A 26,570-nucleotide genomic window follows, 5' to 3' on the forward strand; every position below is an offset into this window, starting at 1 on the left:
CAAGTTAGAGAGCCTCTGCCTGTCCGCTGCGGGCTAGTTCGATGTCGTAACCTTCTTTGCGAATGCGCGTGTCTACGTACATGAGGGTGAGAGCGTAGACGGTGAGGGGAGCGACCAGAAGGTAGATTAGCGCGGTGGAAATAGAGGTTACTAGGGCCAGTAGTTTTGTAGATTCGAAAACTATGACCAGCCCGCTAATCACGCCGAAGAACACGCTGAATGCGATGGTGATTGCCAGCAGGGCCAGACCCATAAGTAGGGAAGTGCCGAGTAGCGGCCAGAAACGCTCGCGTGTGAGCTTCCAAGACCGCGATAGTGCGGACCTCATTTTTTGGCCTTCGACGAGGATGATGGGGAACGCGAACATGAAGCGAATGGCGATCAGGTAGAACGCTATTTGTAGCACCACTGAGATACCGAGGAACAAAACTAGGGAGGAAAGTCCGGGATCGATGAAGAGGAGTGGAATACCGATTGATATGGCTGTGATTAGTGGTGGGATCAGGAATGTTAATAGGGCGAGCAGGACGTAGCTACCGCGGTTTCCGCGCGTGAGTTCAACGGCTTGTTGCGCGCTGATTCTGCGGCCGAGTACGCCTTCCATCGCCACGAAGATGAGGGGCGCTGCCCCGAGCAGCAAAATGATGCCTGCAAGGCCTTGGGCAGAGAAGCTGGTGTAGTTGGTGATGATTTCCCAAGTGCTCTGCGTGGTTAGCAGATCCAAATCGGTGATGGTGGATTGCACGAGGTATTCGAGGACGAATACGAGCAGCGCAATGATGGAACTGATCGCGAAGGTTGTGCGCGCGTTGAAGCGGAACGTGCCAAATGAGGTGGAGACGATTTCCGAGGCCGTTTGGGGACGCAGAATCATGGTGCCGGGCTTGATTAGGGGTTGCCGGTATGGGGCCTGCGCGTAGCCGGCCCCATAACCCTGGTTTGGCTGGCCGTAGCCTGGGGCGCCATACCCTGGTGCCGCGTACCCGGGCGCCTCGTGTGCGGGTGTTCCGTACCCGGGTGTCCCATTCCTGGGCGTGCCATGCTCCGGTGCCCCCTGCTGCGGAGTTTCGGTTTCGGGTTGGCGGGCGGGGTCTGATCCGGGCTGGTTGTTTCCGGGCAAGTTAGGTGATTGCCAAGGGTTGTTCGGGTTTTCGTTGGCCATGATTCCTCGCAATTTTTGAGATTTTTGGACGTTCGAAAATTTGTTATCCGTGTCGGATTCTAAGAGCTTTGTGGTCTACGCGCACGCGCATTTCTCGCGCGTTGCCAAGCGGGTCGCCGTCTACCTGAATGGGGTGGGCGTCTTTGACGAGGCTGTGAGCGGTGGCAGCTTGAATGAAGTCTAGCCGTCCGGATGTGCCTGGGAGGACGTCGTTTTTTATGCCCACTCCCTGCGCGGCGATTTTGGTGAAGAGGTCGGCCCAGCCTACAAGGCCGTCGCTGGTTTCGAGTGTTGCCACGTCCAGCATGCCGTCGTTGAGTTTCGCGTCGGGCGCGAGGACTACGCCAAGCATTAGGGATGAGCAGTTCGCGAATAGGATGGAGCGGCTGTTGATCACGTACTTGCGGCCCGCGTCGAGCTCTAGGAAGGTCCTCATTCTTGGAGCGGTGAGGGCTTTGGCTCCGGCAACTACGTAGGCGCCCCAGCCCACCCGGCTTTTGAGGTTGGAGTTGGTCTCGGACATCATGCGTCCGTCCCAGCCCTGTCCAGCGATGACGATGAAAGCGTATTCGTCTTCGCTGGGTGGGTTAAATCCGCGCTGTTCGAGGAGTTCCTTGTGCTGCTTGGTGATGTACGTGCCTTCGGGAGGTATCTCGGGTTTGCCTTCGAAGCCGTTTACTTTCATCCACGCAATGTCGATCTCATTTTCAAGGCCGAAGAAAGCGATGTCGATGGCTTCTTGGATGTTGTCGGCGGGCACATGCAGGTTGCGGGAGAGGAGGTTGCCGGTGCCGTAGGGCAGGATCGCCATGGGCGTGCCGGTGCCGGCAAGGCCGGCGGCTACTGCACGAACTGTGCCATCTCCGCCGGCGGCAAGCACGAGGTCGGCTCCGTCTGCCACAGCCTGGGTGGCTTGTAGGGTTCCGGGTTGTTCCTCGGTGGTTTGAATCCACACGGGCTCGTTTAGTCCTGCTTGTGTGGCCGCGATGGTAACCATTTTTCGCAGGGTGTGCACTTTGGCAACTTTTGCGGGGTTGTAGATGACATACGGAGTTTGAGTTTTAGGGGCCATGACTCCTACCTCCGATCGAAAAGTGTCAAGGTAAACATTACCGGATCTGCAAATCGGGTGGCTTTTTTAGTTGGGATGTGGATCCTGGAAAACGGACGGCCATGTGACCGTGTTGAAATGCCGCGGTAGGCTTGGAGCATGATTGATCTTAAAGCTCTTAGGGAAGATCCGCAGCCGGCTCGCGATTCGCAGATTGCGCGCGGTGGTGATCCGAGTCTTGTTGATGAAATTTTGAAGGCCGATGAGGCTCGTCGCGTTGCGCTTCATGATTTTGAGGCTGCGCGTGCGGAGCAGAAGTCTGTGTCTCGTTCGATTGGTAAGGCTTCTGCTGAGGATCGCGAGAAGGTTTTGGCGCATGCGAAGGAGCTTGCCGCTTCGGTGAAGTCGCTGGAGGCGCAGGCCAACGAGGCTCGCGAGAAGGCTGAGCGTCTGGTCTGGTCTATGCCAAACATTGTGATTCCGGGCGTTCCTGCGGGTGGCGAAGAGTCGTTTGAGGTTTTGCGTTTTGAGGGCGGGGAGCCGCGTGATTTCGCTGCTGAGGGCTTTGAGCCGAAGGATCATTTGGAGATTGCTGAGGGCCTGCGCGCGATTGATATGAAGCGCGGCGCGAAGGTTTCGGGCGCTCGTTTTTACTACATGACGGGTGTGGGAGCGCAGTTGGAGCTGGCTCTTTTGCGCATGGCAATGGATCAGGCGGTTGAGGCCGGTTTCACTCCGATGATGACGCCCACGCTGGTCACGCCAGAAATCATGGGCGGCACGGGCTTTTTGAATGAGCATTCGGACGAGATCTACTACCTGCCTGCCGATGACTTGTACTTGACGGGCACTTCCGAGGTGGCGCTCGCGGGCTACCACAAGGATGAGATTATTGATGTGGATTCTCCGAAGCGCTACCTGGGTTGGTCCACGTGTTATCGCCGTGAGGCTGGTTCAGCCGGTAAGGATACGCGCGGCATTATCCGCGTACACCAGTTCAATAAGGCGGAAATGTTCTCGTTTGTCACCGCGGATGAAGCCGAAGCGGAGCACGCCCGTTTCCTCGCGTGGGAAGAGCAGATGCTGGCAAAGGTTGAGCTTCCTTACCGCGTCATCGACACAGCGGCTGGTGATCTGGGCACTTCCGCTGCTCGCAAGTTTGACTGTGAGGCGTGGCTGCCAACGCAAAGCCGGTGGATGGAAGTGACGTCGACATCTAACTGCACGACGTTCCAGGCGCGTCGTTTGAATATTCGTGAGCGTACCGAGTCGGGCACGCAGACCGTGGCGACGATTAACGGTACGTTGGCAACCACGCGCTGGATTGTTGCGATTTTGGAAAATCATCAGAATGAGGATGGTTCAGTCACGGTTCCGCAGGCTTTGCGTCCGTATTTGGGTGGTAGGCAGAAGCTGGAGCCTGTAGTTGGCTAAGTCGCTCCTCACGCCTCCGCCAACAACGTTGGCGCCGATCCCGTTTGAGGATTTAGTTGCTCAGGCCAGCGCCGCCCTCCCAGATTCTTTGCAAGAGACCGGGCCCAGCTTGCTGGTTGCGCTCGATATTGATGGCACGTTGCTCACTGCTGATGGGGCTTCCAAGGCGGTTGTGGACACCATTGAACGCTTGCAGAGCGCGGGCGCGAACGTTGTGATTGCAACGGGTCGCGGCGTTGGCGCCACTTTGCCAGTGCTTCGCGAGGTGGGGATTCACGACGGTTGGGCAGTGGCATCGAATGGCGCGATCGTTTTGCGTATTGTGGACGGCCAGCACGAGGTGGTGTCGAAGCGCTACTTTGATCCGGGTCCGCTGATTGACCAGGTGGCAAAGCATTTGCCGGAGGCGATTTTAGCGGTAGAGGATGACTCGCCCTACTACCGGGTTTCACGCGTGTTTCCGCCGCGGGAGCTCATTGAGGATTTCCGGATTGATGATCTGGAAGGGTTGAAGTCCAAGCCGGTTACGAAGCTGGTTGTGCGCATGCCGGGAATGAGTGTTGAGGATTTCGAGGCGCGCGTAAACGAGCTGGATATATCGAACCTGAGCTACGCAATTGGCTGGACGGCGTGGATGGATGTGAATGCGTCGGATACAACCAAGGCGGGCAGTCTCGAGTGGTTGCGCGCTGAGTTGGGGGTGCCGCTAACTGGCAGTGTTGCGGTTGGTGATGGCACGAACGACATGGCGATGTTGCGGTGGGCGCATCATTCGGTGGCGATGGGCGGGGCTGTCGAGCAGGTAAGGCAGTGCGCTAACGCGGTTACTGGCCCGGTGGATTACGACGGGGCAGCAGCGGTTATGGAAGCGATACTTAGAAGAACCTCTATCAACTGAGGTGGGCCACTAGAAAGGGTCTGCGTTCCACAATTTGCGCAATAATGTGCGGCGATTGGTTACAAAATGGTCACATATGCACGTTCGTGAACCAAAGTGATTGCGCAGGTCATATTTATCGCGTTTGGTTATATGCATGGACGGCCTGGGAAGCAGGTCTTAGACAAGCGTATACGATTTCGTATCGCGTGCGAGGTCGCGGTTTGTCAGTCCCAATTGATTAACACTGGAGGTTTAAATGCGTTCATCGCGCATGATTTCGACGAAGAGAACTCGATGGAGCATTCTTGCAGCCGGCGCAGCGGCCACAGCAATGTTGCTGTCCGCATGTGGTGGGGGCGGCGACATCAGCGGCGGCGGTTCTTCTGGCGAAGCTGGTGGAGATACCGATTGCTCCGCGTTTGAGGAGTACGGCCACTTCGATGGCGAATCCGTTTCGCTATTCTCGTCCATTCGTGAGGTTGAGGCCGATCAACTTCAGCAGACGTTTGATAAGTTCACCGAGTGCACGGGCATTGATGTTCAGCACAACGGTGTTGGCGAGTTCGAATCTCAGGTTGTCGTCCAGGTTGAGGGCGGTAATGCTCCTGACCTAGCGATCTTCCCGCAGCCAGGCCTGTTGGAGCGCATGATCAAGGATGGTCACGTAATTGCGGCTCCTGCAGAGGTAGAGAAGAACGTTGACGAGGGCTGGTCTGAAGATTGGAAGGCCTACGGCACGGTTGATGGCAAGTTCTACGCTGCACCGCTCATGGCTTCTGTGAAGTCGTTCGTGTGGTACTCGCCGTCCATGTTCAAGGAGGGTGGCTACGAGGTTCCACAGACTTGGCAGGAGCTTCTTGATCTGACCGAGAAGATCGCTAAGGATCACGAGGGCGAGGATGTGAAGCCCTGGTGTGCAGGCATTGAGTCCGGTGGCGCTACCGGCTGGCCGGCAACCGACTGGGTTGAGGATCTAGTTCTGCGCTCGGCAGGTGCTGATGCTTACGACAAGTGGGTTGCGCACGACATTGCGTTCAACGATCCGGCTATCGAGAAGGCAACCGAAGAGGTTGGCAAGATTCTGCGCGATGACCGCTATGTAAACGGTGGTATTGGTGACGCTCGTTCGATCGCTACGACCTCGTTCAATGATGGTGGTCTGCCGATCCTTGAGGGCCAGTGCTACATGTACCGCATGGCTTCGTTCTACGAGGCACAGTGGCCGGAAGGCACCGATGTTTCTGAAAATGGCGACGTATTCGCTTTCTACCTACCGGGCATGACTGCGGACGAGAAGCCGCTTTTGACCGGTGGCGAGTTTGTTGGTGCGTTCAATGACCGCGATGCAACGAAGGCTGTCCAGGCCTACATGTCCTCGAGCCTGTGGGCAAATACTCGTGTTGAGATCGGTGGCGTGACCTCCGCAAACAAGGGTGTTGACCCGTCGCTCGCAACGTCTGACATTCTGCGTCTAGCAATGGAGCTTTTGCAGGATAAGGACGCGGTGGCTCGTTTCGATGGCTCTGACCTGATGCCTTCCGAGGTTGGTGCAGGCTCCTTCTGGACTGCAATGACTCAGTGGTTGAATGGCGAGAAGGACATTCCGACCGTCCTTGGAGAAATCGAAGCCTCTTGGCCAACTAAGTAACAGGTGCTGAGCATCTGATTTTCAAGAGCGGGGCGTACCAGTTACGTCCCGCTTTTGGAGGATCAATGGACTACTTTCTAAATACAAAGATTGGCCAGATGATCTTTGCGGTCATCTTGCTGGCAGTTGTGGTGCTGGTGCTGCTAGGTTTGGCTTCACTGGCAGACAGGATGAAGGGGCGCGGGCGCACGGTCGCAAGTGTGGCAGTGTTCCTCGGTCCCGGTCTGCTGCTGTTGGCACTCGGCCTCATTTATCCGGCTATTCGAACGATTCTCATGTCGTTCATGGATAGGCGTTCAACGCAGTTCGTGGGCTTTGATAACTACGCATGGTTGTTCACGGCCACTGACTCTAAACAGGCGTTCATCAATACGTTCTTGTGGGTGCTTCTCGTTCCAATCATCTCCACTGTTGTCGGTTTGCTGTATGCGATCCTTATTGATGGCAAGCGTTTTGAAAAGCTAGCGAAGTCGCTGTTGTTTATGCCCATGGCTATCTCGTTCGTGGGTGCGGGCATCATTTGGAAATTCGTTTACGAATACCGTGGTGCTTCTCAAACTCAGCGCGGCTTGCTAAACGCGATCATTGTGGGGCTCGGCGGCGAGCCCGTGCGTTTCTTGCAGGATTCACCTTTGAACACGATCTTCTTGTTGATCGTGATGATTTGGATTCAGGCTGGTTTCGCTATGATGTTGCTGTCCGCAGCTATCAAGGCGATTCCGCATGACATTGTCGAGGCTGCAATGCTTGACGGCGTGAGCCGGTGGCAGATGTTTAGGAACATCACGGTCCCGTCGATTCGCCCAACCCTCGTGGTGGTGCTGACAACTATCACGATCGCAACCTTGAAGATCTTCGATATTACGCAGACGATGACGGGTGCGAAGTTTGGCACGCAGGTGCTGGCGAACATGATGTATGACCAGTCTTTTACGTACGGCAACAATGGGTACGGTTCGGCGATGGCGGTTGCCATCTTCGTTCTTGTTATTCCGATTGTTCTTTACAACGTGCGGCAAATGCTGATCAACAAGGAGGTGCGTGGTGCCTAGCTCTGTAGATGTTGCGCAAAGTCCTGCCGCGCTGGAGGTGAAGAAGCCGGTGCGAGGCGAACGTAAGACTGCTTCTGCGGAGGCAAAACGCGCCCTCTCGGGTAGGTTTGGATCGTTTGTTGCGATACTGATCGCAGTCTTTTGGACGATTCCGACGTTTGGCCTGTTCATAACCTCGTTCCGGCCAGAAGCTCAGATTAAGAGTTCGGGGTGGTGGACATTCTTTGCTAACCCGGATTTCACGCTGGAGAACTACCAGACGGTGTTATATGGAGCGAAATCGCAGGGGGATCTCGCCTCATATTTCATTAACTCCCTGGTAATTACGGTTCCGGCAACTCTAGCGCCACTGTTGTTTGCAACGATGGCGGCGTACGCGTTTTCGGTGCTTAAGTGGAAGGGTCGCGACACGGTTTTCGTGATTGTGTTTGCCCTACAGATTGTGCCGCTACAAATGGCGCTGATTCCGCTTTTGCGCGTGTTTTCTGGGACTGCGGTTGCGAGTGCTTTCCCGTTCTTGTCGATCTGGGTGGCGCACACTATTTTCGCCCTGCCTCTAGCTATCTTCTTGCTGCACAACTTCATGGCTGAAGTTCCTAAGGAGCTTGTGGAGGCTGCACAGGTTGATGGAGCGGGGCACGTGAAAACATTCGTGTCGGTCATGCTACCTCTGATGGTTCCTGCGATCGCGTCATTCGCGATTTTCCAGTTCCTGTGGGTGTGGAATGACCTGCTGGTTGGTCTGACCTTCTCGGGCGGCATGGAGCTGACCCAGCCGCTAACTGCGCGCTTGGCTTCCATGGCTGGCTCGCGTGGTCAAGACTGGCACTTGCTGACTGCAGGCGCGTTCGTTTCAATGATTATTCCGCTGGCAGTGTTCCTAACTCTGCAACGCTACTTCGTGCGCGGCCTGATGGCCGGATCCGTGAAGGGATAGCGGGTGTAGGTGCCCTGAAATGGCGGACATGCTTAGAGCCCCGAGCTTTTGCTCGGGGCTCTAAACTATCCCATCAACACAGTGCGAGTTTCTTAGCCTCTGGAAAGTCCATGAAATCTCGAACCCTTCAACCAGTCGGTTTAGCCGATCTGGCGAAGTTATTTCTAACAGTAGGTTTTGAATCTGTGCGTAGGTTGAAATGAATCTTAGAGTTTCCTGAAAATTTGGAAATAAAATGTGAGCCGCGTCTCATTTAGGTGGTGTTGGGGCCGGTTTTCATTTTGAACTTAAATTCTCTTTGCGAATTAACTTAGGCGCAGACAGGGTAACCTCAAAGAGTTAGCAATGTTGCTTCTTTAAAACCAGGGGGATTCACTTGGGTTGGATAGAGTCTGTTGAACATAACCGCTGGCTGAGCCACCAGATGCAGGCCTTGATTTGTGCGGGCCGTAAGGCAATGGTTGAGACTGGCTTTGGTTTTGTCACATCCGAGGGCGAGATTGATACGTCTCAGCCGGTTGATCTTGCAATGACGGGGCGTTTGACGCACGTGTTTTGTCTTGCAACCCTCATGGGCTTGCCCGGTTCTCGTAAGTATGCGGATCACGGTATTAAGTGTTTGCGAAAGTATTTTGTTGACCCGGAGCACGGTGGTTGGTATCCGGCCATTAAGCATGAGCTTGATGCGGATGGAAACGGAATTCCGTGTGAAGAGGCGCTGGAGTCGAAGTCCCAGTACGCGAACTCATTCATGATGTTGGCTGCGGCTTCGGGCGTGGCGGCAAACCGTCCGGGAGCGCATGATCTGCTACTGGAAGTTATTCGTGATCAAGAGGCGCACTGGTGGGATGAGAGCGTAGACCGTGTTCGCCACCGGTATTCGCGTGACTATTCTGAGGTTGCGAAGTACTACGGTATGGATTCGAACTTGCACACCACCGAGGCCTACCTCGCGGTTGCAGAAGTTATGAATGATCCGATTTGGATTGACCGCGCTACTTCAATCCTGAAGTTTGTTTACGAAGAGGCCGGTCGAAATGATTGGCGCATTGGCGAGCATTACGACGAGAACTGGCGTGCCATGCGTGAGCATTACGGTCATTCACGTCTGGATAAGTCAGTGCCGTACGGCGTAGTGATTGGACACCAGTTTGAGTGGTCCAGGTTGGCGTTGCATGTTCGTGCCGCTAACCGCACGCTGGGTAGGCAAAGCCCGGATTGGTTGCTGGAGTTTGCGCGCGAGATGTTTGAGCGCACTCGCGTTGACGGATGGCGCCGTAACGGCAAGCCGGGGTTTGTGTACACGGTTGATTTTGAAGGCAATCCGGTGTCTACGAACCACATGTACTGGGTGGCTGCGGAGGGTATTGCCGCAACGGTGGCTTTGCGCCGCGCTCATCTTGATGACGGTGCCAGCTTGGGTGAGGTGGAGCATTACGACCACTGTTACCGCTCGTGGTTGGACTTCATTGAAGAGTTCGTTATTGAGGAGCCGGGTCAGTTTAGGCGCGAGCTTGATGAGAATAATGATGTTGTGGAGTCCAGCTTGCCGGGCTTGCCGGATAACTATCACGCCGTGCAGGCTTTGCTGATTCCGAGGTTGCCGTTGTGGCCGCCGTTTGCGTCCGCACTGTCGCGTGGCTTGTTGGATCATCCGCAGGAGCCGCCCAAGGATCGCAAGGGGTTCAACCTGTTTAAGCGTCGTGACGCTGAAGACTGATTAGGTAGTCAAATGAGTGGTGGTCATCTGGAAATCCGGGTGGCCGCCACTTTTCTGCTCGCGGGCTGCGCGGAAGGTTAGCCGGGCTTTGCTAGAGGGTGATTACGATCTTTCCGAAGGCGGAGTCGCCGCGCCCAGCAATCGCCTTGTGGGCGGCAGCGATTTCTTCGAGTGGGTAGGTCGCTCCTATGACCGGCTTGATCTGGCCCGCTTCAACAGCTGGCCACACGTACTCGCGCAGTTGTTGAAGGATCTCGATCTTGCGCTTTGGTGTTTGGGAACGCAGGGTTTGCGCGGTGATAGAGGCGTTTTTGGCGAGGAGGTAGCCCAGGTTAAGCTCGGCTTTCGCCCCTTGGAGCAGCCCGAGAACAGCGAGGTGTCCATATCGCGCGAGAGCTTTCAAATTGGTGCTCAGGCCGCCTGCTCCAAGTACATCCATGATGACGTCCACGCCGCTTGGTTGTAGCTCCTTCAGTTGCTCAAGCCACGCGTCGTGGTAGTCAAAACACTTGCTGGCGCCAAGGTCTTGCACTCGCTTGCACCGCTTGGGTGATCCCGCGGTTGCGTACACGGTATTGCCCGTCGAGTTAGCTAGCTGCACAGCGATGGAACCGACTCCGCCTGATGCCCCGTGAATAAGAACGGACCGGCCCGGGTTTGACGCAAGCTTGCCGATGTTTTCCAAGATCATCCACGAGGCCGCCGCTGACTCCACAAGGCCCATTGTCGCTACGAGTGCCCCCATGTCCGGGGCGCTCGCGGCCGCAATGTTAGAGGTTTCCTCTGTAGCGGGGATGATATTGTTTGCTCGGTTCGCCTCGGCTCGCAAGGCAGCGGTCGCGGCGTCGGGCAGTGTGGGGATGGGGAGCACTTGCTTGGCGTCAACAACGGCGTAGTCGGCGTACCCGCCACCTTCCAGCAGTGCGCACGCAGCTACTCCCTCATGAATCCACGAACAGCCGGGTAGAGAGGTAGCTTCGGCGCCAACTTGATCGATGATTCCAGCGCATTCGAGGCCGAGGACGCGGCTAGCTCCTTGCGGGGCAGGGTACGCGCCCTTTGATTGCAACACGTCAGCGGGGTTCACTGCGGTTGTGAGCACTTTGATGCGAACCTGGTTGGGTGCAGGGTTTGGAGGAGTGGTGTGGATCAGCGAAAGACGATCGCTGAGCTGCGTCACGCCGGTGGCGTTTGCAAAGTGGGTTTGGTCCGCGGCGCTGATGATTGCTCTCATGGTTCCATGATGCCCGCAATGTGGACAAAAATTTGGAACCGCGCCTGTGGTGCACTTTGCAAATGGCAAGTTTCAGGGTTTAAGTAAAACCGGGTTACACTAGGGAATCATCAGGAGGGTTGACCGAGCGGCCGAAGGTGACGGTCTTGAAAACCGTTGTGTCCTCACGGGCACCAAGGGTTCAAATCCCTTACCCTCCGCCATGAAACCCGCGCTATTGCGCGGGTTTCGTTTATACCCCGGCGTCTGCCTGTAAGCGGTCTGCGATCGAGAGTGCATGCCCCAGTGCGGCGACTTTAACGCCTATCTGGAGACCGGCGCGGCGGCTTATAGTCCGTTTTTCGGGTTGTTGTTGCCTGAGCGTTTGTGCCATCGTATAGGACTTAAGGTATACATACGTGCGATTGAGGGTTGATTGGACATATCGAAGATTCTCTTTGTTAGCCTAAAAACGCGCTGAGACGAAGCTGTCGAAGGCGAATTATTAGAGCTGGCACGTGTACAGGGTTGTGCATGTGACTAAGGGGAAAGATAATAGTGAAACTCAAACCACTTTCTTATAGCGCTGCTGCGTTGTCAGTATTTGCCCTTGTATTTGGGGCTGCGGTTCCCGCCTATGCGGAAGAAGCGCCATCTGCGGCACCTGCCGCTGACGAGTCTGCTGTTGTAGAGCAGGACGTTAATCGAGAGCCGGATGTGAATGTTTGCTCCAGGTACGTGGGCCATCCGCAGCTCCTTGACTCAGACACGCAACCTGATGGCTCGCCAATCAAGGCGCAGAGTACAAAAAATGCCACCCCGGTTGTCCTCGTTCATGGCTGGGTTTCGTACTTCAAGCACGATGATGACCATGACGGTTACTTTTCTAAGTATGTAGATCGCACCGCAAATGGTCACGCAGGCATCCTCCTTGCGGATTCCGACGTTAAATCTTCAATGATCGGAATTGCTCAGCAGGTTCCGGGCGCCCAGGTGTACACCTTTGATTACTCCGAGGTTGCCGCTCACTGGGTTGCTGACCCGTACATTGGCCCTAACCTAGCTAAAGGTATCGAATGTCTTGCTGAAGCCTATGGCAACAAGGTGGTTTTGGTGGGCCACTCAATGGGTGGTTTGACGATTCGTGAAGCTCTGTCGCATGATACCTCGGCAGGCGCTCCGGTTTCTGATTTGGTAAGCCAGGTACTTACCATCGGAACTCCAAATACCGGCTCAATCTACGCCGAGCTTGGCGGCACGGTATTTGAGAATGCTTCCACTTCAAAGATCAGTGCGCTACGCGTGCCTTCGAAACTCGTTTGGGATGCGCTTGGAGTGTGCAACAGCCTGTATGAGGCGAATGTGAAGTGCACCCCGATCCCCGCGCTTAACGCTTTCCGTGGCGAGGGAGGACAGGCTTTGCGTACCGGTTCGCAGGAGTTGCGAGATTTGGCTCCTATGCCCGAAAACGTGAACTACACGGCAGTGTCTGGCGATATTCAGCTAGGTGGTTTCAGCCTGTTTGGCAAGACCAGTGATCCCATCGTTTCGCTGGGTGACCTCCTGGTGGATCAAAAGTCCGCTACCTTCGCTGCTGATAAGCAAGTGAACAATGTGTGTAAGTACGGCGTGGTTTCCAAGTGGTCCGCTAAAGAAAAGATCCAGCGTATCGAGGCTATCGGTAAGCCCGGTTCGGAACGCCCCGCTTCCCTGGCCTCCACCCCATGCTGGCATGAAGCGTTGTTGAAAGAGACCAACACTGCCAACACCCTCGTTGACGTTATCAATCACGCTGTGATCGAAAACGGTTCACTCGTTGCGGATGGGGAGTAGTCGCTAACTTAAAATGTTTCTGGCCCCAGCGGTGGATTTCGCGGGGCCAGAAACATTTTCGCGTCCGATCGTTGTTGCGTTTGATCAAGCCAGGGGTTTGAAAGCTAGAAGATGGGACGCAACGGATGGGGCGCAATAGGGTGACGATGGCAAACGGCCTTGTGGATTGTTCAAAAACTAGGTCTAGAAAGAGTTGAGATTAGCGTGAATCGAAAAAAGGTGTTGATTGTAAGCGCTGTGGTAGTGCTTATAGTAATAGTTGGCTTAGTTATCGCCTCCGTGCGGTCAAGTAATCCGTCTGCAAAGGTTGAAAATGCTACGACGTTAACCTCGTCAACGTTGGAAACAGACCCGTCTGCCAGTGAATCGAGCACAACTGGTACCACAGCGGGCGAGGCCCTCGATTCTGAAGCGCCTGATAGCTACGCCCCAGTTGCGGATTCTCAGCTACCCGACACGGATAAAGCCCTCAATAATCTACGAGATTTGCCCAAAGCGCCAGAGACGATGATTGAGCCGGAGGTGGCGCAAAATTTTGACGTTGATTTGGCGGATATGTTTGCAGATGGCACCACTCTAGTTCCCTACCCGCAGACATGGACTGATATTGATGAAACCACTGCCATGGTGGTCGTGAAGATGGCGAAGCCTAATCAGGATCCCGAATACTACTCGGCCCTGCTTGAGCTGGTAGATGGCGAATGGAAGCTTGTGGCTACCGTGGACTACGAGGGTGACATTCCCGAATAGAAATTATTTGCGAACGAAAATCTAGTTTTGCAGTCAAAAGTAGGTGCTCGTTTGGAAACGCGTTGTCCTACCCCTTAAGATGGGGTGGTCTGGAGCTGTCGCATAGTGGCCTAGTGCGCCTCCCTGCTAAGGAGGTTGGGGCGTTCGCCCCTCGCGGGTTCAAATCCCGCCAGCTCCGCCAAGTGAAGTCTCGCGACAAAGTCCCCGCTGTGTCGCGAGATTTTTTATTGCGCGAAGGGGCGTAGATCCTGCGTGTGGATGCCGGTCCGGGATTCGTTTCAGTGGCCCTGAACGTTTGCTCGAATCGTTGAACTGGTATACCCCGAGGGGTATCGTTGTCGATAACTCGTTCTCGAGAGTCCCTAAAAGCGAGATGTAACGCTCCTTATCGTGAGATGAGGTGTTCTGGGACTCTGGATGCGAGCAGGTCCCTGTCCTAATCACGCGAGTGCAAAGACGTACTCGAAGGAGATACTCATGAGCTCCCAGACGAAGAACTCTTCTTGGATGCCTCAGGAGATTCTCGATTCAGCACCATCTCCTCTTGAATGGAAGCGTCGCTGGATCGGACTCCTGCTAGGTGTTGTTCTAGCCGGCATTGTCTATCTAATTTTCCCATCGAGCGGAGCCGACCTGGTGAACGCTACCGTTACCGACGGAGAAACTGTTTACAGCCTCACTTCGCTTAGACTCACCGCAGCGGGTGCGGTACTGATGGGTGTTTGGTGGATGACCGAAGCGATCCCGCTGGCAGCCACTGCGCTCGTGCCACTGGTTCTGTTCCCGACCTTCCAGGTCATCGACTTCAAGGCCATCGCAGCTCCGTATGCCTCTTCGACAATCTTCTTGTTCATGTCCGGCTTCATTCTGGCTCTTGGCATGCAGCGTTGGAACCTCCACCGTCGCCTGGCCCTGCTGGTTGTGCGCACGGTTGGAACCAGCCCTAAGCGCCTCATCGCTGGCTTCATGATCGCCACCGGATTCTTGTCAATGTGGGTTTCCAACACGGCTACCGCAGTTGTGATGCTACCGATTGGCCTGTCCGTCCTCACGCTCACGGCTGATCGCGTGGGCGGATTCAAGAATCAGAAGAACTTCTCTACGGCGCTTATGCTCGCAATCGCGTACGCCGCATCTATTGGATCGCTGGGCACCGTGATTGGTACGCCGCCCAATGCGCTACTGGTTGCATACCTATCGGAAAACCACGACATTCACATCGGATTTGGTCAGTGGATGCTGGTTGGCGTGCCACTATCCGTGGTGTTTATGATGCTCGGCTGGCTGTTGCTAACCACCATTTTCAAGCCGGAAATGGACACGATTCCGGGCGGTCGCGAGCTGATCGGTGACGAGCTGAAGAAAATGGGGAGGATGACGCGCGGCGAAAAGATGACCGGCGTGATCTTCCTACTTGCAGCACTATCCTGGGTGTTCATTCCGATCATCTTGAAGATCACCGGATCGAGCCTCAACATTGCTGACGCTGGCATCGGTATGACTGCGGCGCTACTCATGTTCCTCATTCCCGTTGATGCGCGCCGAGGAATCCGCGTTATCGACTGGAAGACGGCCGAGCGAATCCCGTGGGACGTCCTCCTGCTGTTCGGTGGCGGCCTCGCCCTGTCCAAGATGTTCACCGAGTCGGGGCTGTCCATTTGGATTGGCCAGGTTGCGCAAGGACTATCGGTGCTGCCAACCCTGCTCATTGTTGTTGCGATTACTGCGCTCATCATCTTCCTCACCGAACTCACGTCCAACACGGCAACCGCAGCTGCGTTCCTGCCGATCATCGGTGGCGTGGCCGTGGGCATCGGCCTCACGGATGGCGCACCGCAGAACGTCATGCTGCTAACCATCCCGGTGGCGCTTGCCGCGACCTGTGCGTTCATGCTTCCTGTGGCAACTCCTCCGAACGCCATCGCGTTTGGTTCTGGCTATGTGAAGATCGGCGAGATGGTGAAGGGCGGCCTGTGGCTGAACCTGATCGGCATCGTCCTCATCACGATCACAACTTACGCTCTCGCGGTTCCGGTGTTCGGCCTCGTCCTGTAATCACCAGCCGCTTAGATAAGTCAGTCCCCCGATGGTTTCACATCGGGGGACTAGCCTATTCAGTTGCTATAGCGCTGATTTGTGAGGTGGAATCACTTCACTCGCGAGGCGCGAACCGCGCCAACTCCAGCACCTGCAAGCATTAGGGCAACAATGGCGAGAAGCCCCGTCTCAACACCGGTCTTAGCCAGTGGTTTGCTTACACCCGTGTTGCACTTGCCGTTCATCATTGCGGTCCAAGACCATTCGGTCTTGGCGTTTGGTGCGAACGTGAATCCGTCTACCGGCTCGGCCTTGACGATGATCGTCTTGCCGTAGGGGTAGACGAACTTGCCCTCGGCGTTAGCCTTGAGCTCCTTGCCGTCCACGGTAACCGTGTACTTCACGCCCTCCATATCCTTAACCGTTGCGAACGGCTTAACCGTGCACGAGGCCGGATCGGAGGCAGACGGATTGATGAACTCCGGCGCAGCTGGGGTCACAACCATGCCCTCACCGGGATCGCCGGGTTCTGGCGTCTTCTCGAACGTCTTTAGCCCCATCTTGAGTGGGTTGTGGTCAGACGAACGGTACGGCGTCAGATCGAACAGCTGATCCGCTTTCACGTTGTAGTTGTAACGCGAGTATTCGAATGCAAGCGGCTCCATCGCGTTCACGTCCCAAACGTCAGCTCCGACCACCAGATCTTTCGCAAGATCATTTGCGAGGCCGTGATCAAGCGAGCCAACGCGTGCGCCAAACAGGTAGGAAGCATTCTGGATGTTGAACATGTCAGCAACCGAAGTGTAGCCGGCCTCCTCGATGGTAAGAACAGGATCTTCCTTAGAGTAGGAGTTCAGATCACCAAGCAGAATGGCTGGCTTGCCAGCAAACTGAGCGGCCACCCAGTTGGTGACTTCCTGAGCCTGCGCGATGCGGAGCAGGTTGTTGTTGCCCTGCCACTCGTCCTCGTCATTTTCGAACTTCTTCGCAAGGGAACCCTTGGACTTGAAGTGATTAACAACGGTTACGAACTTGGTGCCAACCGGTTGCCCCTCGTCAAGTGCCTGCCATTCTTGGGCCAGCGGTTCGCGAGCGTAACCCGTGAACCATTCGCTACCCATCAGGATCGAGGAATCTCCAATGGGGGTTACCTCTGCCGGCTGGTAGATGTAGGCCAAGCGGATGACGTCCTCGTCTGCGGGAACGTCCTCAGGGGAAGGAACAAAAGTCCACTTGTCGGCACCTGCCGCCTTGTTCAGCTCTTGTACGAGTTGCTTTAGTGACTCGTCTCGATCGTGACCGAACTTGGCTGAATTCTCAATCTCTTCCAAGCCAACGATGGAGGAATCCAACTCGTTAATGGCAGCAACAATTTTTGCCTGCTGACGTTCGAAAGCAGCCTTGGAGTATGCGCCGCGAACATTGCAGTAGTTGGCGGTCACGGGCCGAGCCTCGCGATCCTGGTAGTACTTACAACCTGCTTCGTTCTCACCCAGGTCGGTGAAGTAGTTCAGGACGTTGAAAGAGGTGAGGGTCAGGTTAGCGCCGGCTTCGCTGAAATCACCCGGGGCTGCTGGCCGCTCGTTGTTAGTGATGTCGATCCACTGATCGGTGTTGTCCACGCCCTTAACATTCACCGGCTCGGTTGGCTGGTAGTTCCATTGGAAGCGGAAGTCTAAAACCACCGGCTTCTTGATGGTGACCTTCGAGCCTACGCGGAGCGGGTCATTGACGTTCAGGTACGGAACCGGAATGAGGTGGTTCGGGTACTTGAAATTGGTGTAATCCGTAGATTGGCCATCATCGAGAGCAATAATAGAGGCCTTGTTAGCAGCTTCGAGTGCCCCAATCTCATTGGGATTACTTGCCGGATGGTAAACGTCAGAGGGTTGGCGTAGAGGCTTGTCCTGCGTGGTGAATAGCACCGTGCCGTAGCGGTTAGTTCCGTAGTTATCGGTAACCGTATGAGCCTTGGTGATCCGCAAAAGCATGCCCTCGAGAGCCTCGCGGCCTTCCTCGGTATCTGGCGCCGCTTCGAGCTCTAGAGGCTGGATTGCTTCCACGCCCTCGGGACGATCAATCTTCTTGAACGACGTGGCGGAGATTTGCGTTGAAGAGGTGGTAGCACCCTTAGTCTGGTATTCGCTTACCTTGCCGGTCACCTCAACGAAATCGCCAATCTGGAACTGCTTGGCGAAGTCCTTCGAGTAAATGAAAATCGCGTCCGAAGCGTCCGGGTTGGTGCCGTTGAACTGAATGTAAGCGCCGTTGAAACCGCCGGTGGGGTAGATCGCAGTGACTTCGCCGCGCGTGGTCACCGTTTGGTTCACCATCGTTGAGGCTGGTCCGGTGCCCTGAATATCCTCAATCGAAATGATGTTGGCTACCGGCTCGGGGTTTTGCGGATCAGACGGTTCTGGCGTTTGCGGATCGGTAGGTTCTGGAGCGGTAGTAGTGCTCTTGCTGTTTTGTGGGGTAGTAGTCGATACTGAGAAATCGGAAGCATTGTTATTGGTGTCCGCACCGCTCGCGCGTTGGAACGATTTGTCGTCCTTTGACTTGTTTGCATTTGCAGCGGACTCAAAAACCTTTGTGTCGCCCCATCCAAAGGCATCAACTACATTTGCGTCTGCGGAAGTATCGCCCGCAACCGTTAGAGCTTCAGTGCCTTTTGCCAGGATGACGCTTCCATCATTTCCGGCAAGGCTGAAGTTGCCCTGAGCGTCCGGATCGTACTTTTGGAAGGCTTCGTGTTGACCGTTCTTGTCTGCCGAGTTTCCAGCAAGCAAGAAGTATCCTTTAGCTGCAATCGTTCCTTGCAGAGGAGAGACGCTGGCTTTCGTGGCAGTTAGGTTCTTTTTGCTGAAGTACTGAAGTGACATGCCGTCAAGCGAGATCGCTTCAGTTGTTGGGTTGTACAGTTCAACAAAGTCACGAAGCGTGCCGTCGGCACTGTCTCCGCGCGTGTAAACTTCGTTGATTACTACGTTGTCGCCCGCTGGGGTTGCCAGGGACGGCACGGGGGTGAGCGGGGTTAGAATCAGGGCGCCCGCAGCGGCTACCGCAATCCCACCCGCAAAGCGTTTGAGCTTCACCATAAGATTCCTAGTCTCTTTGAGATTTCTTATTCACGTCGCGCTGAGGCAAATATGTACGTCTTTGTAACAGCGGCAACGCATACCTTCGGCACCTCCGGTTGCGCGCGCGTTATTCAAGGCGTTTTGCTCTTGGCCAGCCGGTTGGGAGGTTGTCCTGACCGAACTCGCCGTTTAATGCTACTAAACGGAAAGGGTGTACTTTTCACATTTAATGCGTGACTTTTCAGCGTTGTGTCGTTGATGTCCAACTAGACAACTGTTGTTAATACCGGCAAGCTTTTGTTAAATGACCATTTCCGCATCTGTGTATTGGAGGATCGCGTGAAGAAGTTGGTTGCCCAGGCGCTCGCGGTGTCGCTCGCGGCCTTCGCTTTAGCTGGATGCGCTGGGGATAGTCAGACTGAAACAAAAGAAAATGAGGGAGTAACCATGGAAAGCGTTGTTGAAGCTGGCACCATCTTGGACGTGCGCACGCCGGCAGAGTATGCGGAAGGCCACTTGGAAGGCGCAGTGAACATTGACGTTACTGATCCGGGGTTCGAGGACGCCATTGCCTCTCTGGATCCTAATGGGGCTTACTCCGTTTACTGTCGTTCCGGTCAGCGCTCCGGCAAGGCGGTAGCGATCATGGAGCAGAAGGGTTTCAAGAACGTAACTAATGTTGGTGGGGTTCAGGATGCCTCGGCGACGTTGGGGATCGATATCGTCAAGTGACGGTTCGCCTGCCGCTTGGACTGTGGCGAGTATGACAACCTGTTGATTTGGTTGTTTGCCGGAATACCCACTAAACTTGTTCAGGTAACAACCAATGCGCTCGTAGCTCAATGGATAGAGCATCTGACTACGGATCAGAAGGTTGGGGGTTCGAATCCCTTCGAGCGCGCCAAAGCACCCACTCGGTGAGACCCATCGGCTGGGTGCTTATCCAATTGTCCAGCGTATTAATCGGCACTGGCTTCGGGCAAGCAAAGGGGCGCCCGGCTGATGCCAAGCGCCCCTCTTAGTGGACAAACTCAAATGATGGTTTACGCAGCTACCTCAGCTTTGCGTGCGATCCGCCTATTGGTGTAATCCAACGCCCATGCGGCAAGCGCACCAACAACCGAAGCGCCCACGGTAATCATGAACACCTGCTGGTATCCAGCCGCGGGGTTACCCGCCTCGGTTGCGCGATCCACCAGGCCAGCCGTGGTGGGGTTGCCCCACAGGATCGAAGCGTAAGCGAGGAATGAGCCTACAGCCATTGCCGAGCCGTTGATCTCGTCCGGAAGGTTCAACTCGGCAATCGGGGCGAGGATAACTGCCTTACCCATGAAGACGCCGAACGCCATGATGAACAGCAGAACCATCGCAACCCAAATGTTGGTGGGTGGAAGCATGAAGATCGCGATCGAACCAATAGCCGTAACGGTTAGTGCCACGGCCATCATGCGAGTGGAGGACTTGAATACGTAATCCGCAAGAAGACCAGCTACCAGGCCTGCGAAAATGCCGACGAGGCCCGTGTTGAAAATGCCGAACGCGCCAGCCTGCGCATCCGTTGCCTTGAACACCAGGGAAAGGTACGGAGCGGAGGAGTAGATCAGGTTGACGTACGACCAGTAGACGCACAGTGCGGCAATGCCAGCAGCCCAAACGCGCGGACGAGCAAGAACGTGAATGAGGCCGCGCAGAGCAGCCTTGTTCTGCGTATCGCTTTCGCTTTCAGCCTGCGCAACAGCGTTCTTAGGCACCCAACGAAGGATTGCGAAGATCAGCGGGATCAGAATGACCGTGTACAGGATTGCCATGATGCGCATGACGCTGGTGGCGTGGTCTGCAAATACTGCGAGCAGACCAACAACGATGAGGTTCATCAAAAACTCAGCGGCGCGGCGGATGGACTCAAGCAGACCCATTGCAAGGCCGCGACCCTCTTGATCTTCGTCCTTAGAAATAAACGCAACACCGTTAACCACTGCGGGCCAGCCGATGGCGTCCCAAACACCCCACGATATTGCGATCGCGATCATTACGTTGAAGCTAAGACCGGGAATCAAGAAGAGGATGAGCGCGGTGGCACAGCGCCACGCGGACCAGGCAACCAGGAGCTGGCGGATGGTGAAGCGGTTGTTCACCCAGCCTCCTGGCACGTAAAGGAACATCGCGATGCCTAGCCAGCCCATGAGGATACCGAACTGGCCAATCGAAATGCCAAGGACGTTGGTCAGTGGGATCATCAACGATCCCTTGAATGCCTCGAATGCGGAGTACGTTAGCTGACCGGCCATTACCACCGTTAGGAACGGGGCGGCCTTGCCGCGGCGCAAAAACGCCGGGAGGCGGCTCTTCTTTCCAGAAGCTGCTGCACTTTCCATTTGTATTTCTTTCTCTTAGTCGAAATGTGATGGGTTTATTTCTTTAGCATCTGGTGTGCGACGTCGGTGAAAATACCGGTCACGCCCCAGTTGAAAAGCTCATTTGCCCGCGCGGGGGAGTTCACCGTCCAAACGTTCACCCCGTATCCGGCCTCGCGGAACGCCTGCACCTGCGCGCGGGTCAGTGCGGAGTCGTCAGGGTGAATGTAGTCGGCTCCTACGAGCTCGAGGATGGACTTCCAGTCATCCCATAGGTTTTCGGCCACGAACAGTGCGCCTACACTGTATTGGGGCGCCTTGTCCTTGAAGATTTTCAACAGCACGTGGTTGAACGAAGAGATGATCACCTGCGGACCATCTAGGGCTTCGAGTTCTTTTAAAATCGCGTCAACCAGTTGGAGGCTCATTTGCGCTCCGGCCTCGTTCGACTTGATTTCGATGTTCGCGTTAAGGCCCGTCTCGTTCATGACAGCCACGAGCTGCGCTAACGTGGGGATTCTTTCGCCCGCGAACTCGGGGGAGAACCAGGAGCCTGCGTCAATGTCATCCAAGTCAGAAACCGTGAGGTCGTAGTAGCTACCAGACCTGTTCGTTGTGCGATCCAAAGACGAATCATGAATGAGGATTGGTGTTCCGTCCTTCAGGACGTCCACATCTGTCTCGATCCAGGTGGCGCCGGCCTCGACTGCTTTCTTGAAAGCGGCCATGGTGTTCTCGGGAGCGATGGCACTGGCGCCGCGGTGAGCGAAAATTGTCTTATCCATTTTTAAAACCTCTTTGTTAACCGATAAGGATCCCAGATTACCGTCAAATTGAGTAGGTAAAATCAAAAATGCTGCTCAGACGTGTTTTGCTGACCAAAATGTGCAGTTCTTCTAACGAGTTTTCCAGCTTGGGAGGACAGAAATAAACATGACTAATGTGAAAATTGAGTGTCTAACGCGTTAACAATGGGTTAACAAGGTGAGCTAGGTCACTCCTCTGAGCAGAGTTTTGGATCTTCTCCCGAGTGCCTGACGTCTGTTCAAATGTTTGGCTAGCTGTTTGCCTGGCGTATCTAATAGCTCTCTGCTCGCGAGAGCAGGGCACCGTCTGTGTTGCCTAATCTCCGTCTTAGTGGTTTAAGATTGGCGGCGTGTGAGTGCCCGCAGTAGTGCTTGCTTCTTACGCTTTCGCGCCTTGTTCCCAGGGGCTTGCGGTTATGCGTAGCGCCTGCAGGTTGCTATCACCTGGTCCCCGTAAGAACCGCCGAACAGCTCCGCGTGGATCATCAAAATGTGAAGCTGATGTAAACCAATGCGTTCTTGCCAGCCGGGTTCAAGCTTAGATTCGGCCTCGTAACCGGCATAAATGTCACCCAGGTAGGGCTGGCCGAACACGCTTAGGTCAGCCAGATCCTTCTCCGCATGGCCGCCGCATGCTGCCGGATCGATCAGCACCCCTACTGTTCCTGGTAGGTCTTGATGAGTGGTGCCGAGTCCGGCATTTGCAGGCGCCCAATCAAGTAGGTCAGAGCGCGACCACAGTACGTTTCCGCTCCAAAGATCGCCGTGGATCCTGGAAGCAGATGTTTTGACGAGGGCGGGCTCGGGCGCATCAAAATCACCGTCGCGAAGGCGTTCGCACACCTGGTCAACAACCCGCATGTATCCGCGCGGAATCGCTCCATTGTTAATGGCTGCTGGAAGGTGTGGCAAGATGCGTTCTTGCGCAAAGAAATCGCCCCACGTGCAGTATTCTCCGGGCCTTGTGAATGACAGGTTAGCCATCCCCATCCAGCCGCGGCCCTCCCAGCCCATGGGAGCCTGCCCATAGTAGTCCGCTCCCTGCGCGTGTGTTAGCGCCAAAGCTCGACCAAACTGGAACGCCGCTTCCTGCGTGACCGAGCTGCTTTGCACCGCCCTCGTCGAGATTTCTCCATCTTTAACGCTGACGACGGGCACCACGTGTGCTCCACCAAACTCCATGGCTTCACCAAGCCACTGCAAACCCAGCGCTTCCAGTTGCGGTGCATCTGGGTTTGCTGAATCAGTTTTGACAAACACGTCGTTATTGCGGCGAACACTCATGCTTCCACTATTGCAAAGCAGGCGTGGATGCGCGAGTGACCGGGGTGCGATTGGTGTGGTTATGCAGGTTCGTAGGCGTAGAAGTTTCAATTACCAAGAGTAAAGTAGCTGAGGTCTTGTCAAATATAGTAGAAGTGCTATATTTAGAAATGTAAGTTATATAGATTGTTGGGAGGGTGCATGGTTGCCTTGATAGAAGCGCACGATCTGCATTTCGCCTACGGGAAAGTGCAAGCCCTGCGTGGCATTGACCTGTCGATCAGCAGGGGAGAGGTGGTAGCTATCCTCGGCCCAAACGGTGCTGGCAAAACAACCTTCGTTGAAACCCTCATGGGCTCCATTCGGCCAGACGAGGGTGACATAAAGGTATTCGGAAAGAATCCGTCTGAGTTTTCTGCCCGTGAGTGGACGCGGATCGGCCTCGTGCAACAACACTGGAAAGACCACGAAAAGTGGCTCGTAGAAGAGCACCTGAAGTGGATCCAATACGCACATGAGAGTATCGGCGCAGACACGTATGACCCGTTCGAGCTGTTGGCAAGCCAGGGTCTGGGGGATAAAAGAAAAGCGAAAATGAGTTCTCTATCTGGCGGTCAACGCCGGCGCGTAGACTTCATCGCCGCCATGATTTCCAAGCCCAACCTGCTCTTGCTCGATGAGCCAACCACCGGCCTCGACCCGGAGGCGAAGGCGATGATCCATGACATAGTGAGTGCCTCCGCAGACCTTGGAGCAACCGTTGTGCTAACAACTCATGACCTGCATGAAGCTGAAAAGCTGGCGTCGCGCATCCTCATTATCAAAGACGGCAAGCTCATCGCGGATGCCAGCGTACCTGAACTTAGTGACCAGCTTGTAAAACCTGCACAGATTACGTGGAAACAAGACGGCAAACGTTTTGTTCACGCTACCAATCAGGTGGAACCGTTTGTGAAAACGTTGGATCTAGACGTTATAACCGGCCTTTCAATCTCGCGGCCCACGTTAGAGGACGCCTACCTTGCCCTCGTCGATGACAAGAAAAACAACTATGCGGTGGAAGTGAAACCAGCCGAGGCTACGGGAGGCGCGCTGTGAAAGTGTCTGGATTCTTGAAAATGATCGGCATGCATGTGAAGGCCGAGATGCGCATAAACCTACTGGGCGCTGCTATCTTCAATCTATTCTTCACACCCCTGGTGATTTTAGGTGTTGGCAAATGGATAGATGGCAAAGCCTTGGAGCAGATCGGGACCTCGATCGGCAGGTACATGGTCATTTCGATGACTGCGGGACTTTCGATGCTAATCATCATTCAGCTGACTTCAGAGATGATGATGGAACGTAGTTCCGGGGTTCTGTTGCGCGCCAGGTCGCTACCGAATGGGCCGATGGCGTGGGCGATCGGTAAATCAATTTCGACCGGCATCGTTGTGTTACTTATGCAGATTCTAATTCTGATCGGTGGATTCGTTTTCTTTGATATGAGCCAGTTGGGTACGGGAACCATCCTGCTGGTAGTGCTGGTTATGCTGTTCGCTGTTGCTACGCACGCTCCCATTGGGTTGATTCTCGGAAGCCTGGTCCGAGAAATGTATGGAAATGTTGTGATTGTTCTGGGCGTGTTCGCTCTGTTCGCGACTTCCGGGATCGCGTTTCCTTTAGATATTTTGCCCCGACCGGTGCAGGCGGTGCAGCTGGTTTTGCCAACGTTCTGGTCTGGCCACCTTGTGCGCTCCGTGGTGATGCCCGCCCAGGCCGGCGCCGCGGAGGTAGTTGGATCGTTCCAGCCCTTGCTAGCCTCGGGTATTCTTGCTCTGTGGCTCGTAGCCGGGTATTTCGTTGCATCGTTCTTGATCAAACGCTTCTTCCGCCACGAGTCCATAGGAGCAATGCAGAAAATGCAAAATAATCTTCGTAGTCAATTGGGTGCGTAATGGCTGAGGATCGAGTTTACAACCGCATCGCAGTTATGCGGGCAGACAGGGGAGTCTCGCGACGCGAACTTGCCGATGCCCTTGGCGTGCACTACCAGACGGTTGGCTACTTAGAGCGCGGCGAGTATGCCCCCTCGCTTGCCCTTGCACTCCAACTGGCTGCGTTCTTCGACGTTCCAGTTGAGTCCCTATTTTCTTTAAAAGAATTCCCGCCTTTGCGCTGATTTGTTATTCGCCGGTGAGGCTGTTGCAACCAGCCGCCGATAGCAAACACAGTAGGAGAGTAGATGGGAGGCCGGCCCTTGCACGCGCAGGGGCCGGTACATTTATCTGACTGTCTCGCGCTTTGCGGTTTAGAGAAGTTCCTTGCGAAGCTGTGCGGGCGTTTTTGGCGAGTAGTAGGCCGGGGGAATATCGAAAACGGTTGCCGCCCCGCGCTTGCCAGCCTCGAATAGGCGTGCGGTTGCCCGTGCGGTTGCGGCAACCATGGCGCCAGTGAACTCGGGATTAGATTCGAGGGTGAGACTGTATGAGATCGCCTGGTGTGTGCCCGGGGACGTCTCGCCGGCTCGAATCACTTCGCCGCCGTGCGGCATGCCCGAATGGTCACTGGCCATCTGCTCGGAGCTAATGAACTCAACCGTCGTGTCATAGTCTGCGAAATAGGCAGGCATAGTGACGATAGCTTCGCGAATCGCGTCCTTGTCAGCGCCTTCTTGCGCAACCACGTAGACAAGGCGCGTGTGCTTGTCCCGCGTGGAAAGCTCAGTGTTCTGGCCGACGCGAACGCTCTCTTTCGCAGCTTCTACGGGAAGCGTGTACTGGACGGCGTCAGCCACGCCCTCGATGCGGCGAACCGCCTGCGAATGCCCCTGCGATACTCCCGGCCCCCAAAACGTTGTAGTAGAGCCGTTTGGCAGTACAGCCTCCGCCATGAGGCGGGTCAGAGAGAACAGGCCGGGATCCCAACCGGAACTGATCACGCTGACGTGGTCCGCGGCTTTGGCGGCCTCGTCGACCGAATCAAAATAGGCGGGAATGTTGGAGTGGTTGTCGTAAGAATCAACCGTGTTGAACAGCGCCGCAAACTGCGTTCCTTGATTTACGAGGTCGGTGGCCGAACCCCCACAGTTCACGCAAACATCCACTTGGCCCACGTACTTGGGGGCGTCCTCAATGGGCGCTGCCGGGGCAAACTTGGTTCCCAGGCTTGCTGGGTCGCGGCGGGTGAAAATGGCAACGAGCTCCATGTCGGGGCTTTCATGTACGGCCAGCTCAACTGCGCGGCCCAGGTTTCCGTACCCGTTAATGGCAACTCGTATCTTGCGTGATTCTGACATGACCTCTCCTTTCGTTGCCTATAGTGTTCCGCGTTTACCGCGCCCCTCGCATCCGCAGTTCATCATGTGGTTC

At 55.2% G+C, this 26,570-nt stretch carries 21 protein-coding genes and 3 tRNA genes; 16 read left to right on the forward strand and 8 right to left on the reverse strand.

Annotation, left to right across the window (positions count from 1 at the left end; all coding sequences use genetic code 11):
- Positions 1–4: 4 nt before the first annotated feature.
- Positions 5–1,162, reverse strand: a complete 1,158-nt coding sequence (locus HMPREF1628_RS04725) for a glycerophosphoryl diester phosphodiesterase membrane domain-containing protein (protein WP_034508613.1) — start codon at positions 1,160–1,162, stop codon at positions 5–7.
- Between the two features lie 43 nt (positions 1,163–1,205).
- Positions 1,206–2,234 (reverse strand): diacylglycerol/lipid kinase family protein, encoded by a 1,029-nt coding sequence (locus tag HMPREF1628_RS04730; protein ID WP_034508616.1) that lies wholly within the window; start codon positions 2,232–2,234, stop codon positions 1,206–1,208.
- A gap of 138 nt (positions 2,235–2,372) precedes the next feature.
- On the opposite strand from HMPREF1628_RS04730, the gene serS reads away from it, so the two are divergent.
- From serS to HMPREF1628_RS04760, 6 genes are all read left to right on the forward strand, one after another.
- The gene (serS, locus tag HMPREF1628_RS04735; RefSeq protein ID WP_034508618.1) at positions 2,373–3,647 is read left to right on the forward strand and encodes a serine--tRNA ligase; all 1,275 of its coding nucleotides are present in this window, start codon (positions 2,373–2,375) and stop codon (positions 3,645–3,647) included.
- A complete protein-coding gene (locus tag HMPREF1628_RS04740) occupies positions 3,640–4,545 on the forward strand; it encodes an HAD family hydrolase (protein WP_034508620.1) in 906 nt (301 codons plus the stop codon). Before serS ends, HMPREF1628_RS04740 begins: the two co-directional genes overlap by 8 nt.
- 238 nt (positions 4,546–4,783) lie before the next feature.
- Positions 4,784–6,175 (forward strand): ABC transporter substrate-binding protein, encoded by a 1,392-nt coding sequence (locus HMPREF1628_RS04745; protein WP_156956886.1) that lies wholly within the window; start codon positions 4,784–4,786, stop codon positions 6,173–6,175.
- A 65-nt stretch (positions 6,176–6,240) separates the two neighbouring features.
- The gene (locus HMPREF1628_RS04750) at positions 6,241–7,227 is read left to right on the forward strand and encodes a carbohydrate ABC transporter permease (protein ID WP_034508623.1); all 987 of its coding nucleotides are present in this window, start codon (positions 6,241–6,243) and stop codon (positions 7,225–7,227) included.
- Positions 7,220–8,164, forward strand: a complete 945-nt coding sequence (locus tag HMPREF1628_RS04755; protein ID WP_034508999.1) for a carbohydrate ABC transporter permease — start codon at positions 7,220–7,222, stop codon at positions 8,162–8,164. Before HMPREF1628_RS04750 ends, HMPREF1628_RS04755 begins: the two co-directional genes overlap by 8 nt.
- A gap of 376 nt (positions 8,165–8,540) precedes the next feature.
- A complete protein-coding gene (locus tag HMPREF1628_RS04760; protein ID WP_034508625.1) occupies positions 8,541–9,884 on the forward strand; it encodes an AGE family epimerase/isomerase in 1,344 nt (447 codons plus the stop codon).
- A gap of 91 nt (positions 9,885–9,975) precedes the next feature.
- Here the strand turns inward: HMPREF1628_RS04760 and HMPREF1628_RS04765 are convergent, their stop codons facing one another.
- On the reverse strand, positions 9,976–11,118 hold the full coding sequence (locus HMPREF1628_RS04765; protein WP_034508629.1) for a zinc-binding dehydrogenase: 1,143 nt from the start codon (positions 11,116–11,118) through the stop codon (positions 9,976–9,978).
- A 113-nt stretch (positions 11,119–11,231) separates the two neighbouring features.
- On the opposite strand from HMPREF1628_RS04765, the gene HMPREF1628_RS04770 reads away from it, so the two are divergent.
- From HMPREF1628_RS04770 to HMPREF1628_RS04790, 5 genes are all read left to right on the forward strand, one after another.
- A tRNA-Ser gene (locus HMPREF1628_RS04770) sits at positions 11,232–11,321 on the forward strand.
- Between the two features lie 334 nt (positions 11,322–11,655).
- Positions 11,656–12,930 (forward strand): esterase/lipase family protein, encoded by a 1,275-nt coding sequence (locus HMPREF1628_RS04775; RefSeq protein ID WP_034508633.1) that lies wholly within the window; start codon positions 11,656–11,658, stop codon positions 12,928–12,930.
- Positions 12,931–13,134: 204 nt separating this feature from the next.
- Positions 13,135–13,680 (forward strand): hypothetical protein, encoded by a 546-nt coding sequence (locus HMPREF1628_RS04780; protein ID WP_034508636.1) that lies wholly within the window; start codon positions 13,135–13,137, stop codon positions 13,678–13,680.
- 91 nt (positions 13,681–13,771) lie between these two features.
- A tRNA-Ser gene (locus HMPREF1628_RS04785) sits at positions 13,772–13,861 on the forward strand.
- Positions 13,862–14,157: 296 nt separating this feature from the next.
- Positions 14,158–15,735: an SLC13 family permease gene (locus tag HMPREF1628_RS04790; protein ID WP_034508639.1), complete on the forward strand. Its 1,578-nt coding sequence runs from the start codon at positions 14,158–14,160 to the stop codon at positions 15,733–15,735.
- Between the two features lie 92 nt (positions 15,736–15,827).
- Here the strand turns inward: HMPREF1628_RS04790 and HMPREF1628_RS04795 are convergent, their stop codons facing one another.
- Positions 15,828–18,812: an ExeM/NucH family extracellular endonuclease gene (locus tag HMPREF1628_RS04795; RefSeq protein WP_232219386.1), complete on the reverse strand. Its 2,985-nt coding sequence runs from the start codon at positions 18,810–18,812 to the stop codon at positions 15,828–15,830.
- 324 nt (positions 18,813–19,136) lie between these two features.
- Here HMPREF1628_RS04795 and HMPREF1628_RS04800 point away from each other — a divergent pair, with 324 nt between their 5' ends.
- Together HMPREF1628_RS04800 and HMPREF1628_RS04805 are read left to right on the forward strand one after the other, a co-directional pair.
- The gene (locus HMPREF1628_RS04800) at positions 19,137–19,529 is read left to right on the forward strand and encodes a rhodanese-like domain-containing protein (protein WP_034500404.1); all 393 of its coding nucleotides are present in this window, start codon (positions 19,137–19,139) and stop codon (positions 19,527–19,529) included.
- Between the two features lie 96 nt (positions 19,530–19,625).
- A tRNA-Arg gene (locus HMPREF1628_RS04805) sits at positions 19,626–19,701 on the forward strand.
- A gap of 139 nt (positions 19,702–19,840) precedes the next feature.
- Here the strand turns inward: HMPREF1628_RS04805 and HMPREF1628_RS04810 are convergent.
- From HMPREF1628_RS04810 to HMPREF1628_RS04820, 3 genes are all read right to left on the reverse strand, one after another.
- A complete protein-coding gene (locus tag HMPREF1628_RS04810; RefSeq protein WP_034508644.1) occupies positions 19,841–21,172 on the reverse strand; it encodes an MFS transporter in 1,332 nt (443 codons plus the stop codon).
- Between the two features lie 35 nt (positions 21,173–21,207).
- Positions 21,208–21,936, reverse strand: a complete 729-nt coding sequence (locus HMPREF1628_RS04815) for a glycerophosphoryl diester phosphodiesterase (protein WP_034508647.1) — start codon at positions 21,934–21,936, stop codon at positions 21,208–21,210.
- 435 nt (positions 21,937–22,371) lie between these two features.
- Positions 22,372–23,241, reverse strand: coding sequence for a fructosamine kinase family protein (locus HMPREF1628_RS04820; RefSeq protein WP_034508652.1), 870 nt, complete (start codon positions 23,239–23,241; stop codon positions 22,372–22,374).
- A 180-nt stretch (positions 23,242–23,421) separates the two neighbouring features.
- Between HMPREF1628_RS04820 and HMPREF1628_RS04825 the strand changes: the two genes are divergently transcribed.
- From HMPREF1628_RS04825 to HMPREF1628_RS04835, 3 genes are read left to right on the forward strand one after another with little or no spacing between them, the layout of a single operon-like run.
- Positions 23,422–24,318: an ABC transporter ATP-binding protein gene (locus tag HMPREF1628_RS04825; RefSeq protein WP_034508656.1), complete on the forward strand. Its 897-nt coding sequence runs from the start codon at positions 23,422–23,424 to the stop codon at positions 24,316–24,318.
- Positions 24,315–25,157 carry an ABC transporter permease gene (locus HMPREF1628_RS04830; RefSeq protein WP_052038881.1) on the forward strand — a complete coding sequence of 281 codons (843 nt, stop codon included), beginning with the start codon at positions 24,315–24,317 and terminating at the stop codon, positions 25,155–25,157. The genes HMPREF1628_RS04825 and HMPREF1628_RS04830 overlap by 4 nt, the downstream gene beginning before the upstream one ends.
- Positions 25,157–25,381, forward strand: a complete 225-nt coding sequence (locus tag HMPREF1628_RS04835; protein ID WP_034508659.1) for a helix-turn-helix transcriptional regulator — start codon at positions 25,157–25,159, stop codon at positions 25,379–25,381. The genes HMPREF1628_RS04830 and HMPREF1628_RS04835 overlap by 1 nt, the downstream gene beginning before the upstream one ends.
- A 129-nt stretch (positions 25,382–25,510) precedes the next feature.
- On the opposite strand, the gene HMPREF1628_RS04840 is transcribed toward HMPREF1628_RS04835, so the two are convergent.
- Positions 25,511–26,497, reverse strand: a complete 987-nt coding sequence (locus tag HMPREF1628_RS04840) for a diaminopimelate dehydrogenase (RefSeq protein ID WP_034508662.1) — start codon at positions 26,495–26,497, stop codon at positions 25,511–25,513.
- Positions 26,498–26,570: the final 73 nt, after the last annotated feature.

This window comes from Actinomyces sp. S4-C9, assembly GCF_000758775.1.
Lineage (GTDB): Bacteria > Actinomycetota > Actinomycetes > Actinomycetales > Actinomycetaceae > Gleimia > Gleimia europaea.

Excerpts from the sequence above, each read along its gene's own strand:
- HMPREF1628_RS04725 (WP_034508613.1), bottom strand. The coding sequence starts at position 1,162 with ATGGCCAACGAAAACCCGAACAACCCTTGGCAATCACCTAACTTGCCC.
- HMPREF1628_RS04730 (WP_034508616.1), bottom strand. The coding sequence starts at position 2,234 with ATGGCCCCTAAAACTCAAACTCCGTATGTCATCTACAACCCCGCAAAA.
- serS (WP_034508618.1), top strand. The coding sequence starts at position 2,373 with ATGATTGATCTTAAAGCTCTTAGGGAAGATCCGCAGCCGGCTCGCGAT.
- HMPREF1628_RS04745 (WP_156956886.1), top strand. The coding sequence starts at position 4,784 with ATGCGTTCATCGCGCATGATTTCGACGAAGAGAACTCGATGGAGCATT.
- HMPREF1628_RS04750 (WP_034508623.1), top strand. The coding sequence starts at position 6,241 with ATGGACTACTTTCTAAATACAAAGATTGGCCAGATGATCTTTGCGGTC.
- HMPREF1628_RS04765 (WP_034508629.1), bottom strand. The coding sequence starts at position 11,118 with ATGAGAGCAATCATCAGCGCCGCGGACCAAACCCACTTTGCAAACGCC.
- HMPREF1628_RS04790 (WP_034508639.1), top strand. The coding sequence starts at position 14,158 with ATGAGCTCCCAGACGAAGAACTCTTCTTGGATGCCTCAGGAGATTCTC.
- HMPREF1628_RS04810 (WP_034508644.1), bottom strand. The coding sequence starts at position 21,172 with ATGGAAAGTGCAGCAGCTTCTGGAAAGAAGAGCCGCCTCCCGGCGTTT.
- HMPREF1628_RS04815 (WP_034508647.1), bottom strand. The coding sequence starts at position 21,936 with ATGGATAAGACAATTTTCGCTCACCGCGGCGCCAGTGCCATCGCTCCC.
- HMPREF1628_RS04820 (WP_034508652.1), bottom strand. The coding sequence starts at position 23,241 with ATGAGTGTTCGCCGCAATAACGACGTGTTTGTCAAAACTGATTCAGCA.
- HMPREF1628_RS04825 (WP_034508656.1), top strand. The coding sequence starts at position 23,422 with ATGGTTGCCTTGATAGAAGCGCACGATCTGCATTTCGCCTACGGGAAA.
- HMPREF1628_RS04835 (WP_034508659.1), top strand. The coding sequence starts at position 25,157 with ATGGCTGAGGATCGAGTTTACAACCGCATCGCAGTTATGCGGGCAGAC.
- HMPREF1628_RS04840 (WP_034508662.1), bottom strand. The coding sequence starts at position 26,497 with ATGTCAGAATCACGCAAGATACGAGTTGCCATTAACGGGTACGGAAAC.